This is a genomic window from Pseudomonas sp. B392_1p (genome assembly GCF_052245235.1).
Lineage (GTDB): Bacteria > Pseudomonadota > Gammaproteobacteria > Pseudomonadales > Pseudomonadaceae > Serpens > Serpens gallinarum.
This window is the reverse complement of record NZ_JBQPXM010000008.1, coordinates 203,004-215,226: the sequence shown is the minus strand read 5'-3', so window position 1 is coordinate 215,226 and position 12,223 is coordinate 203,004. Positions and strand designations below refer to the sequence as shown.

Sequence of the window (12,223 nt, the reverse complement as noted above, 5' to 3'; positions counted from 1 at the left end):
TTGACCAAAATGTCCGCATCGTCCGAGTGCACAGAAAGCACCAACCGCGGCGCTACGGCATGCAACCTCGAAAGCACACCTGGCAGAAACACCGCCTGCGCATAGTCATTCATCGACACCCGAAAGGTTAAATCGCTTTCGACATCAATCTCTTCCTGCGGCCCCAGTCCGATACGCAGCAAATGCAACGCTTGGCGAACCGGCCCATAGATGGCCTGCGCCTGCGGGGTGGGCACCATCCCTCGTGAGGTGCGTTGGAACAGCGGCTCGCCGAGCTGAATGCGCAAGCGAGCCAGGGCGTTGCTAACGGTTGATTGGCTTAGGTGCAACCGCACGGCAGCTCGGGAAAGGTTCTGCTCCTGCATCAGTGCGTCGAACACCAGGAGCAGGTTCAAATCGATCTGACGCAAATTCGTAATCACGAATAAAGCTCTTTCTTAATATCCATTAGAAAAATAATGCTTCCCGCAATATTGTCCTGTCAATTCCTCGACTGGATGGGTACGGATATGCAGTTCGATACGACCGGCTTTCGTGCGCGGTATCGCGCGAGCATCAACCCCCGCTACAGCGCCTGGCTGCATGGCGGCTTTGTTTTTCTGTTCGGCGCGCTTTGCATCGCATTTCTCTGGAGTCGGACCGAGGGCGTCAAGTCCTGGGAGTGGCTGGCGGTGCCGGCGGCACTACTGCTTCAAAACTGGGGCGAGTACAAAATTCATAAAAATCTGGGCCACGTCAAACGTCGTTTCAGCAAGATGTTTTATCAACGCCATACCGGCGATCACCACAGCTTCTTCACCTACGGACAGATGAGCTATGAAGGGGCCAGAGATTGGCGGGTGATTTTGTTTCCGGCCTGGCTGATAGTCGTGTTTGCAGCGCTCACCCTGGCGAGCTATTGGGTGCTGGGCCATTGGAATACCAATGTGGCAGCCCTTTTTAGCGGAACGCTGCTGCTCGGCTATCTCGCCTACGAAGCATTGCATGCCTGCGAACACCTTCCAGAACAACACCCCGTCTCGAAGCTGCCGTGGATCCGCCACATGCGTCGGTTACACGAACTGCACCACGCTCGCGACTTGATGCACACATTCAATTTCAACATCGTGTTTCCACTCTGGGACTGGATATACGGGACGCTCTACTGGGAAAAAGAGGGGCACGAAGAAGACCACAACATGACCTCCATGCAGCACCATATCGATATCAACCGTTCGCAAGAGCGGGTGCTGAGCTATCTGGCCGTTCCGACGCGTTGGCACGAATGGCATCCCTATCCGGTGTCCATCAAAGGCCCTAGCGGTGTCCTCTGTGCCGGAGCCCATTTTGCATACACAGGCGGGCGCGCCGGCCATCTGCTCTGGGATGTCATCGAATACGTGCCAGGACAGCGCTGGAAAGCGCGGGCGCGCGGTAGATACGGCCTGGTCATGTTCTTGACCTACGAATGCAGTACGATTTCGACGAAAACTCGATTCACTCGCACGCTGGAGTACCGTTTCTCTCACCTATTCGGTCGCCTGGCCAACCGCATCTTTTTGCACAAGCGGATCGAGAAGGATTCCGCAGACCTGCTAAACAATCTCAGCGTTGTAGCCGAGCAGTTAATTCCTACATCCGCGGTCTCTACGCCCCGTTGATATGCTTCTTCGCAGCCTCTTGCCGACGCTATCCACTCTGATCGTGACCGGCGCCTTTGCCACCGCGCTGGGCGTGGCGCTGGCTTGGGCCTTTAGCGTTGAGCGCATGATGCTGATGACCCGGCGCCGAAATCAGTGACCTCGCCCATCGCCATGCGAGTGGCCGAGCAAATCGGCGGGGTGATAGCCCTGGCTGCGGTCTTCGTGCTGTTTACTGGGGTCCGTTTGGGCGCTTCGGCTAGACCTCAGTAACTCTTCTTCCCGGGAGACGAATCTCGTTGCGCCCCGAAGCCCCCTCGCATCCCCGCTCACAATGCATTCATTTCAGCAATATCACGCACCACATGATCTGCAGAGTGGTCGAACATCACCTGCTCCTGTGCATCCAGAGGCAACTCGATCACGCGCGCAATCCCCTTGTCTGCCAGTACACAGGGAACACCCATGGCAATCCCTGTTCGCCCGTACTCGCCCTCAAGAATCGCGACCGCCGGCAAAATGCGGTTTCGCCCATGGGCGATAGCATCCACCATCTGCGCAATGGCCACGCCCGGCGCATCGCAGGCGCTCCCCACCTTCTTCAATCCCAGAATTTCGCCGCCCCCCTGACGTGTGCGCTCCACAATCCGCTCAATCAGCTGACTGGACAGGAAGTGAGACAGCGGCACCGAACCGACCGCGCAGTATCGCATCAGCGGCACCATGCTATCGCCGTGCCCTCCCAGCACCAACGCCGTGATATCCCGAGCAGAAAACCCTGTCTCCTCGGCAATGAAACACTTCATGCGCGCCGTATCCAGCACCCCTGCCTGACCGAACACCCTGTCGCGTCCTTTCCCACTAAGACACCAGGCCCGATAAGTCAGCACGTCGACCGGGTTCGACACCACCAACACCGTCGCCTCCGGAGCATGAAGATTAATATCCCGCATGATGGCATCGAGAATTGGCAGATTGATACTCAACACATCCTGGCGCGACTGCCCAGGCTTGCGAGGCACACCCGCCGTAATGACCACCAGGTCAGAATCCTGCAGCATTTCGGCGTTGGACCCGCCGTAAACCCTGGTATCAGAACCTGACTCAACTGCCGCCTGCCAGACATCCAGCGCCTTGCCCTGTGCCAATTCACCCTGCACATCAATCAACATCAGTTCACGACAAAGCTCTTCCCGGGCAATGATCAGAGCCGCCGCCTCACCCACCAAACCGGCACCCACAATTGATAGCTTGTTCACTTCACACCTCCCTGCGGCTCGCGCCACCAGCAACACGCCCACCTGAGCAGAGAAGTATTACCCCCAAACGCTAAAAGGCCACCCGAAGGTGGCCTTAGTCGTTGTATCTGCTTTTCGCCTGCCCAGCGCGGCATAACTTCAGCCTCTGCTAAACCCCATCGACCGAAAACACCTAGAGCGAAATGACTGGCTTGCGATTGGTCGGCCCCCGATTGCGGATTGCGCGGTCTACCCTTACGTCGCGCTAGCCCCGGAAGGCGATGTGGATCTAAGACCGTACAGCCACATTGAAGGTTGGATTAAGCGGATAGAGGAACTGCCCGGTTATCTAGCCAAGCCCTGATCAGTGCTTGATGGCTAACGCTCCTCTCGGAAGCGGCCTCGAAACGTGTTCTAGGCCGCTTACGGCGCTTTCAAATCGAGCAGACGGACAGGCCGCTATCGACCGATTCTGTTGAAAAAGTCAGTTTCTGAGAGCGCGGCTATTCAGACGCTCGAAAAACATCTGGTTTAAGTGTTGCTACGCAAAAACCAAGACAGTTACGTCCGCTGAGTGATTTAGATTTCAACGTCGCTCACGCTCTTTCTTAGGAAAATATCGCAACGGGACTTTTTTAACAGAATCGACCCGAGGGCGCTTTAGCAGTGGCTGGGCTTATCGAGCGTGCAGTATTGCCCCTTGAAATACAGCAAGGGGCAATACTCAGAAGACTCATGCACATTCAGCGCCTTCACCTCTCCCACGACGATCACGTGATCCCCCGCCTCGTACTCGGCGCGAATTTCGCAATCCAACCAGTTCAGGCAGCCGCCAATCAGCGGATTGCCCAAGGGCGAGGTTTGCCGGTCGATGCCCTGCCATTTGTCTGCGCCGCGCTGGGCGAACTGATTGGAAATCGTGGTTTGCTCATCGGACAGGATGTTGACGGCAAAGCGACCAGCCTGGCGGATTTTCGGGTAGCTCGATGACGTGGCCATCACGCTGAATGAAACCAGCGGCGGATTGACCGAGACGCTGTAGAACGACTGGCAGGTAAAGCCCACCGGCTCATCACCGGCGTCCGAGGTGATCACGGTGATTCCTGATGCGAAGTGCCCGAGCGCTTTGCGAAAGCTCAAAGGTTCGATGACTGGGCTGCCGAGAGACATTACTGATCCTAGCTACAGAGGCGAAACAGGAGTGCCTGGGCAAAGCCACAGCACATACAGAGGGGAAACGTAGGAGCTCGAACGCCATAAAAACATCTGCGCGCACCGCTTACGGGGCGCACAGGTGTTGTGAGCCAGAGCGTGCAGGCTTAGCCCAACAGCTCGCGGCGCACGATCTCGGCACCGGCATTAAGTGCGTGCAGTTTGCCGCGGGCCACGCGGCGCGACAATGGTGCCATGCCACAGTTGGTCGAGGGATAGAGCTTGTCGGCATCCACGAACTGTAGTGCCTTGCGCAGCGTGTCGGCCACTTGCTCAGGGGTTTCGATGCTGTCGGTGGCCACATCAATGGCGCCGACCATGACCTTCTTGCCGCGAATCAGCTCGATCAGGTCCATCGGCACGCGGGAGTTCTGGCACTCCAGCGAGATGATGTCGAGCTTGGACTTCCGCAACTTTGGAAAGGCCTCTTCGTACTGACGCCATTCATTGCCCAGGGTCTTCTTCCAGTCGGTGTTGGCCTTGATGCCGTAGCCGTAGCAGATGTGCACCGCTGTTTCGCACTTGAGCCCTTCCAGCGCGCGCTCCAGGGTGGCTACGCCCCAGTCGTTGACCTCATCGAAGAACACGTTGAAGGCAGGCTCATCAAACTGGATGATGTCGACGCCGGCAGCCTCCAGCTCCTTGGCCTCCTGGTTGAGGATCTTGGCAAATTCCCAGGCCAGCTTTTCACGGCTCTTGTAATGACCGTCGTACAGGGTGTCGATCATGGTCATCGGGCCGGGCAGCGCCCACTTGATCGGCTGGGTAGTCTGGCCGCGCAGGAACTTGGCATCTTCGACAAATACCGGCTTTGAACGCGATACATCGCCTACCACGCTCGGCACATTGGCGTCATAGCGGTTGCGGATGCGGACCGTCTCTCGCTTGGTAAAGTCGACGCCTTCCAGGTGCTCGATGAAGGTGGTAACGAAGTGCTGGCGGGTTTGTTCGCCGTCGCTGACGATATCAATGCCCGCATGCAGCTGCTCTTGCAGGGACACGCGCAGGGCATCCTGCTTGGCCTCCGACAAGGCCTCGCCCTCCAGTTTCCAAGGCGACCAGAGCGTTTCAGGCTCTGCCAGCCAGGACGGTTTCGGCAGACTGCCAGCGGTGGAGGTCGGTAGTAACTTTTTCACAAGGGTAATTCCTTCAACAAAAATCAGGCGGCGAAACGCTTGACCCACTGCTCCAGCGTCGACTGGTAGGGCTTGATGAGCTTCTCTTCGACAAATTGTCCCTGCTCAATGGCCAGACGGCTGCGCTCTTCGCGGTCATACACAATGCGCGTCAGCGAGTAGTCCTCATGGCTCAGGCTGGGCTGGTAGTGTTTGCCGGCCGGCGAGTTGGCGTTGTAGATTTCGGGACGGTAGATCTTCTGGAAAGTATCCATCGTGCTGATGGTGCCGATCAGCTCGAGGTCGCTGTAATCGGCCAGCAGGTCGCCGGAGAAGTAGAACGCCAAGGGCGCCACGCTGTTGGCCGGCATGAAGTAGCGCACAGCCAAGCCCATCTTGTCGAAGTACTCATCGGTCAGTGAGTACTCGTCCTGCAGGTACTCATAGCCCAGGACCGGGTGCTGGTTTTCAGTGCGCTGGTAGGTCTTGGTGCTGGAGACACTCAGGCAAATTAGCGGCTGCTTTTTAAAGTTCTCGCGGTAGGCGCTTGAGCTAACGAAGCTCTTGAACAGTTTGCCGTGCAGCTCACCAAAGCCCTCGGGGGTGCTAAAGCCGGGCTGGTTCTTGTTGTGTTCGAGCAGCAGCACGCTGAAGTCGTAGTCGCGCACATAGGAGGAGAAACTGTTGCCGACCACGCCGTCGATCTTCTCGTTCTTGTGATGATCGATGATGTTGGTCTTGAGCACCTCGATCAGCGGCAGGGACTGATCCGCGCCCTGCCCGTCGAGCTCGATGGCAGCCGAGATGATCTCCAGCTCGACCGAGTAGCGGTCGCCAGTAGGATTGTCCCAATACGCCAGCGTGTTGAAGCGGTTGTTGATCATCTTCAGGGTGTTGCGCAGATTCTCCTGGCGGCGCTCACCTCGGGCCAAATTGGCGAAGTTGGTGGTCAGACGAGTGTTCTCGGCCGGCACGTAGTGCTCATCAAAACCAATGCTGTAAACGGAGAACTTGAAATCGGCGCTCATATGTCCAGTCGCTCTGATGCTTAAAATTAATCCTAACTGTTGGCATCGGTCTTGTGGCTAAAGACTTTTGTACCGAGGCCATCAATGGGGGCTTTGTCTGGGGGAATTTTCACCACTGATGACAAATGAGGCAATCTCATTTAATTGGTTATTAAGACAAATTTAACTCATGATCGAGGCGAGAGAGCGGCGCGCTTAGAGTTGGGCTGCGGATCGCACCTATTTTGGAGACGTATCAAGGCTTCAATAGGTGGTCTGATAAGCCACTGCGGAACAGGCCGCTTTTTTTGGGCCGATAGCAGCCAGTCTTGGGAGATCAGAGGCCAACCAAGTCAAAGTGCGGGTCAGCACGAAGTCCCTTCAAAACCCTTATTCCAGAGCGGTTATGACCTAAACCAAGCCGGCCACAAGGCTTTTTCTTACTCATACCCCCAGCACCCATCCCACCGGTCAGCGCTCCGCATTATTGAGGAATGGGTATGGATTCACCGCCTCGCCTTCCCACCACTTCTTGTCGGGTCCCAACCGTAGAATCTCAAAATGCAGATGCGGCGCATCCGCCGCAGCGTTGCCTGTCACCCCCACATACCCGAGCAGGTCCCCGCGCTTCAGCGCCGCGCCCTCTCTTAGCCCGGGAGCGAATGCGTCCAGGTGTGCGTAGTAGTAAACAAATGTCTCGTCGAGATCGAACTGGTAGACCGTGAGCCCGCCAGCCACGCTATTAAATAGCTTGGCTACAGTTCCATCGCCGGCGGCGATGATTGGGGTTCGCAGAGCAGCCGCAATATCAATACCTTCGTGTCGGCGCTCGCCGCGGCATTCGTGGAAGGAATCCCGAAGACTCACGCGCAGGACATCCATAACCGGGATGATCAACCGCGCGGCTGTGAGCAACTGTGCACTCTCTTGTTCAGCCGAATTGCCTGTGACGATGGCAGGACCTGCCCTTTCGGCAGAGCCTTCGACATCATCGCCGCCGGCAATGCAGGTCTCACCTAGAACCATTTCGCCTGGTGATAGGGCTAACGTGACGATCAATACCTGCGCACCCAGCACTGAAGCTAATCGACCGACAGGCGTATGACGCGTAACCCTGGATTCGGACATGCAGTCCCCGCATGGGCGTAGATGTTGAACGGCTCTAAAGCTGCCTTGGCCGGCCGGCGACGGGATCATCGCTGCATAGCGACCACCGGAACTATCCGTTCTGCAGACCGCCAAAAGGTTAGTTCAGCCTCATACGCGCGCGGTCGACCGGGCGGCATTTGCTTCCGGATCATGCACCCGCTCGGCGGGACTCATCGATGCTTTACCGTAGAGAGGAGCATGAAAATGACCCACCCCCTGAGGTTCTATTTCGCAATCATTCTCGCGACCTTCTGGCTGGCATTAGCGAGCCTGCTTAACAACGCAAGCGCCGCAACTGCCGAAGACCTGGATGCCGACGCCCGGCAGGCCCTGGAAATACTCTATAAGACCCACCCCTTTGCCGAGACCATTTCGAGCAACGCCAAGGCCGTTCTGGTCTTCCCGAATATCGTCAAGGCAGGGCTGGTGTTCGGAGGTAGTTATGGCGAAGGCGTGTTGATGCGCGGCTCAACCGTGGATGCTTACTACAACTCCGTATCAGGATCCTGGGGCCTGCAGGCCGGTGCCCAGTCTTACGGTTATGCCGTGTTCCTAATGACCGACAAAGCTCTGAACTACGTGCGCGAAAGCAAAGGCTGGGAAATCGGTGTAGGGCCGACCGTGGTTGTGGTTGACGAAGGCGTCGCGAAGAACCTGTCGAGTACGACACTGAAGGATGATGCCTATGCGTTCATCTTCGACCAGCAAGGGCTGATGGCAGGAGTCAGCATCGAAGGCACGAAGATTTCTCTGATCAAACGCTGAGTCGACCCGTTTTGCGGCTGAGACAGCAGGGCAATCTAAAACTGACCCTGCTGCTCACCCGCAACACGTACTTGATTGCGACCCTCGTGCTTGGCTGCGTAAAGCGCGCCGTCGGCTTTGGCGATTAGCTGATCGACATCAATACGATCTACGTGCGTGCACGCCAAACCCATGCTGACGGTGATGGGAATGGTCCCGCCTGGAGTCATGATCGGTGCCTGAGCGATGGCAAGGCGAATTTTCTCGGCGACGCAGCGTGCGCCTTCGGCGTCCGTGTGCGGTAAGGCGATGGCAAACTCCTCGCCGCCGAGCCGGCCAAAAAGGTCACGCGAGCGAAGCATGCGGGTGCAGATGGTGGTGAATTGCTTGAGCACCGCGTCGCCGATGGGGTGCCCATAACAGTCGTTGACGCGTTTGAAATGGTCGATATCCAACATCAGCAGGCTCAGACAATCACCATGACGACCAGTCCGAGCGAGTTCTGCTTCAAGCCTGTGGAGGAATGAGCGGCGGCTGCTCACGCCGGTCAGCGCGTCAGTATTGGCAAACTGGGACAGCTGATCATGGGCCTGGCGAAGGCTGGCGGTGTTTTGAAAATACCGACGACTCAGCACGAAGATCAAAATCCCCGCAGCGAACAGCAGCACCGAAATGACGCCCGCCGAGATGATCAGCAATTCCCTGCGCTCCCGGTAGGCCGCCAAGAAATCCTTAGGAGCCAACAGCACAACCACCACGACGCCATACTCGTTGAGGCGCCGATAAGCACCAAGGTGGTACTCGCCGTCAAGGCTGCTTACGCCCTCGAAATAGCCACGCTCGGGGCTGCTCGCGTCAAAGTAGGGTTTGCTCTGGGGCACCTTGAATTGACCGTAACGCTCGATGATGGGCGAGCCGGAGGCGATGGCGCGCACGCTGCGGTCAGTGCCAAGCAACACAATGCTGCCGTTTGGCCCAACATCGATTTGCTCGTAGTAGTCGGCAAAGAAACTGGTGGGCACGGAATGCACCAGTACACCGGCAAATTGGCCGTTCTGGAGAATGGGGCGGGTGAACTGAATCGTCCACTGTTGCGATACCCGACCCAGCACCGGCTTGCTGATGAACAAACGGTCGACGTCGGGGTTGTCACGGTGAATACGGAAGTGTTCACGGTCGCTCAGATCCACTGGCTCGGCTTCCGGAGCGAGATTGGAATACATCAACCGACCTTCCTTGTTAATCACGGCAAACTGCGCAACGAAGCTGCCGTAGGGCTCCACCTCTCCCCTGACATAGCTGTGAAAGTCGGAATGCTCAAGCACGTCCTCGCGCATATCCAACAAAATGATATCCATCAGCCTGATCACGCTGTGCACATGCGCTTCAAAGGCTGTCGCCAGGTTCATCGCATCATTTCGCGCAGCGCTTTCGGTCGAGGCGCGTTCATGCTTGATCTCATTCAGAACGAAGGCCCACATGGGCATCAGCGCAAGAAGCAGTATGGAGCCTGTTAAAAATCCCGCTTTGCCTTTCAAGCCTTCACTCCGCTGCACTCTCAGTGTTTCGTACACTGCAATGATACTTAATGCTTATGTCGACTGAGCGTGCCACCCCATGAATGCGCTAACGGAAAAGCAACTGAAAAGGAGACCAACGGTAAGGAAACCCGGAAGAGGACAGATTTAGGAGTATGAAACCGAATCCAAATTTTCAAGGCCAAGGGTGTGGGTCCGCACGGAGCTCTCTTTCAAACCCTTATTCCAGGGTTGCCCAAGGCTAAACGAAGCAGGCCACACGCTCTTAACCGCAGAAATCGACCGAAACTCGCTGAATTCAGCGAGGTTGCGGTCGACAGAAAGCCAGCAACAAAAAAAGCACCCGAAGGTGCTTTTCTTGTCAGCGCGCTTAATGGGTTAGAGCCGACACATTCGCCCGCGCCTTATGCAGCTTTTTAAAGCTGTCGATAAGCCGCAAGTGCCTGTCGAGGCCTTCAAGTTTCATGCTCGTCGGCGTCAGGCCGAAGAAGCGTACGCTGCCCTCAACGGACCCCAGCGCGGCGTCCATGCGGGCGCTGCCGAACATGCGGCGGAAGTTGGCTTCGTAATCGGCCATTTCCAGCTCGTCGTCCAACACCACTTCCAGCACCACGTTCAGGGCCTGGTAGAACAAGCCACGCTCGACGGTGTTGTCGTTGTACTGCAGGAAGGTTTCCACCAGCTCCTTCGCCTCGTCGAAGCGCTGCAAGGCAACGTAGATCAGCAGCTTCAATTCGAGAATCGTCAACTGACCCCAGTCCGTGTTGTCATCAAATTCAATGCCGATGAGGGTACTGATGTCGGTGTAATCATCCAGTTCGCTTTCTTCCAGCCGCTCAACCAGCGCTTGCAGCTCGTCGTCGTCCAGGCGATGCAAGTTGAGGATGTCCTCGCGGAAGAACAGAGCCTTGTTGGTGTTATCCCAAATGAGGTCATCCACTGGATAAACTTCGGAATAACCCGGCACCAACATGCGGCAGGCGGTTGCGCCCAGGTGCTCATACACCGCCATGTACACTTCTTTGCCCATGTCTTCGAGGATGCCGAACAAGGTCGCGGCTTCTTCGGCATTGGAGTCAGTACCCTGGCCAGAGAAGTCCCACTCGACGAACTCGTAATCAGCCTTGGCACTGAAAAAGCGCCACGAGACGACGCCGCTGGAATCGATGAAATGCTCAACAGAGTTGTTCGGCTCCGTCACCGCGTGACTTTCGAAAGTCGGCTGCGGTAAATCGTTGAGGCCTTCGAAACTGCGGCCTTGCAGCAACTCCGTCAGACTGCGCTCCAGCGCCACTGCCAAGCTGGGGTGTGCGCCGAACGAGGCAAACACGCCGCCGGTACGCGGGTTCATCAGGGTGACGCACATCACCGGGAATTGTCCGCCCAGCGACGCATCCTTCACCAGCACCGGAAAGCCCTGCTCTTCCAGCCCCTGGATGCCGGCCAGAATGCCAGGGTACTTTGCCAATACCGCGTCCGGCACATCGGGCAGTGCGATCTCACCTTCGATAATCTCGCGCTTTACCGCGCGCTCGAAAATTTCCGACAGGCACTGCACCTGCGCTTCGGCCAGGGTATTACCGGCACTCATGCCGTTGCTCAGGTACAGGTTTTCGATCAGGTTGGTCGGGAAATACACCACCTTGCCATCCGACTTGCGCACATAGGGCAGCGCGCAAATGCCACGCTCCACGTTGCCCGAGTTGGTGTCGTACAGGTGCGAGCCACGCAATTCGCCATCCGGGTTGTAAATCGCCAGGCAGTGGGCGTCGAGAATTTCAGCCGGTAGCGCATCGTTACGACCCGGCTTGAACCAGCGCTCTTCCGGATAATGCACAAACGCCGCATTGGCGATGTCTTCGCCCCAGAACTGGTCGTTGTAGAAGAAATTGCAGTTCAGGCGTTCGATGAACTCGCCCAGCGACGATGCCAATGCGGCTTCCTTGGTCGCGCCCTTGCCATTGGTAAAGCACATCGGCGAGTGCGCATCGCGAACATGCAGCGACCAGACATTGGGCACGATATTGCGCCACGAGGCGATCTCAATCTTCATGCCCAGGTCCGCCAGAATGCCGGACATGGTGGCGATGGTTTGCTCCAGCGGCAGATCCTTGCCCGCGATATAGGTGCTCGTCTCGGAATCCGGATTTACCATCAGCAACGCCTGGGCGTCGGAGTCGAGATTCTCCACCTCTTCGATGATGAACTCAGGCCCGGTTTGCACCACCTTCTTTACCGTACAACGGTCGATAGAACGCAGGATGCCCTGGCGGTCTTTTTCAGAGATGTCCGCCGGCAACTCGACCTGGATCTTGAAGATCTGGTTGTAGCGGTTTTCCGGATCGACAATGTTGTTTTGCGAAAGGCGGATATTTTCGGTGGGGATGTTCCGCGTCTGGCAGTACAGCTTTACAAAGTAGGCCGCACACAAGGCCGAGGAGGCTAGAAAGTAATCGAACGGGCCCGGCGCGGAGCCATCGCCCTTGTAACGGATAGGTTGATCAGCCACCACCGTGAAATCATCGAACTTGGCCTCAAGCCGAAGGTTGTCGAGAAAGTTGACCTTGATTTCCATGTGGTTTACCAGAATGACGAGCAGGA

10 protein-coding genes and 2 pseudogenes are annotated in these 12,223 nt (G+C 56.8%); 4 read left to right on the top strand and 8 right to left on the bottom strand.

Translation table 11 applies throughout. The features are described 5' to 3' along the window. Nucleotides 1-422 (bottom strand): LysR family transcriptional regulator (locus ACTV8E_RS13450; protein WP_443199791.1); only part of this gene is annotated, 422 nt, incomplete at its 3' end. Nucleotides 423-509: 87 nt separating this feature from the next. Here ACTV8E_RS13450 and ACTV8E_RS13445 point away from each other — a divergent pair. Together ACTV8E_RS13445 and ACTV8E_RS13440 are read left to right on the top strand one after the other, a co-directional pair. Next, nucleotides 510-1,640, top strand: a complete 1,131-nt coding sequence (locus tag ACTV8E_RS13445) for an SRPBCC family protein (RefSeq protein ID WP_443199790.1) — start codon at nucleotides 510-512, stop codon at nucleotides 1,638-1,640. 22 nt (nucleotides 1,641-1,662) lie between these two features. Next, nucleotides 1,663-1,886: pseudogene (locus ACTV8E_RS13440) on the top strand (LrgB family protein); the annotation flags it as partial. A 62-nt stretch (nucleotides 1,887-1,948) separates the two neighbouring features. Here the strand turns inward: ACTV8E_RS13440 and ACTV8E_RS13435 are convergent. Beyond that, the gene (locus ACTV8E_RS13435; RefSeq protein WP_443199789.1) at nucleotides 1,949-2,878 is read right to left on the bottom strand and encodes a malate dehydrogenase; all 930 of its coding nucleotides are present in this window, start codon (nucleotides 2,876-2,878) and stop codon (nucleotides 1,949-1,951) included. Between the two features lie 169 nt (nucleotides 2,879-3,047). On the opposite strand from ACTV8E_RS13435, the pseudogene ACTV8E_RS13430 reads away from it, so the two are divergent. Beyond that, a pseudogene (locus tag ACTV8E_RS13430) lies at nucleotides 3,048-3,221 on the top strand (glutathione binding-like protein); the annotation flags it as partial. A gap of 296 nt (nucleotides 3,222-3,517) precedes the next feature. Here the strand turns inward: ACTV8E_RS13430 and ACTV8E_RS13425 are convergent. The 4 genes from ACTV8E_RS13425 to ACTV8E_RS13410 form a co-directional block, all read right to left on the bottom strand. Continuing rightward, nucleotides 3,518-4,027 carry a flavin reductase family protein gene (locus tag ACTV8E_RS13425; protein ID WP_443199788.1) on the bottom strand — a complete coding sequence of 170 codons (510 nt, stop codon included), beginning with the start codon at nucleotides 4,025-4,027 and terminating at the stop codon, nucleotides 3,518-3,520. A 149-nt stretch (nucleotides 4,028-4,176) separates the two neighbouring features. Continuing rightward, on the bottom strand, nucleotides 4,177-5,205 hold the full coding sequence (locus ACTV8E_RS13420; protein ID WP_251834931.1) for a methionine synthase: 1,029 nt from the start codon (nucleotides 5,203-5,205) through the stop codon (nucleotides 4,177-4,179). 23 nt (nucleotides 5,206-5,228) lie between these two features. After that, entirely contained in the window at nucleotides 5,229-6,212 is a 984-nt protein-coding gene (locus ACTV8E_RS13415) for a DUF1852 domain-containing protein (protein ID WP_443199787.1), read from the bottom strand. 450 nt (nucleotides 6,213-6,662) lie between these two features. After that, the gene (locus ACTV8E_RS13410) at nucleotides 6,663-7,319 is read right to left on the bottom strand and encodes a M23 family metallopeptidase (RefSeq protein WP_443199786.1); all 657 of its coding nucleotides are present in this window, start codon (nucleotides 7,317-7,319) and stop codon (nucleotides 6,663-6,665) included. 225 nt (nucleotides 7,320-7,544) lie between these two features. Here ACTV8E_RS13410 and ACTV8E_RS13405 point away from each other — a divergent pair, with 225 nt between their 5' ends. Next, nucleotides 7,545-8,105 carry a YSC84-related protein gene (locus ACTV8E_RS13405; protein WP_443199803.1) on the top strand — a complete coding sequence of 187 codons (561 nt, stop codon included), beginning with the start codon at nucleotides 7,545-7,547 and terminating at the stop codon, nucleotides 8,103-8,105. Nucleotides 8,106-8,140: 35 nt separating this feature from the next. Here the strand turns inward: ACTV8E_RS13405 and ACTV8E_RS13400 are convergent, their stop codons facing one another. Both ACTV8E_RS13400 and ACTV8E_RS13395 read right to left on the bottom strand, forming a co-directional pair. Next, nucleotides 8,141-9,622: a sensor domain-containing diguanylate cyclase gene (locus tag ACTV8E_RS13400; RefSeq protein ID WP_443199785.1), complete on the bottom strand. Its 1,482-nt coding sequence runs from the start codon at nucleotides 9,620-9,622 to the stop codon at nucleotides 8,141-8,143. A gap of 370 nt (nucleotides 9,623-9,992) precedes the next feature. Further along, on the bottom strand, nucleotides 9,993-12,197 hold the full coding sequence (locus ACTV8E_RS13395; protein ID WP_443199784.1) for an OsmC domain/YcaO domain-containing protein: 2,205 nt from the start codon (nucleotides 12,195-12,197) through the stop codon (nucleotides 9,993-9,995). Nucleotides 12,198-12,223: the final 26 nt, after the last annotated feature.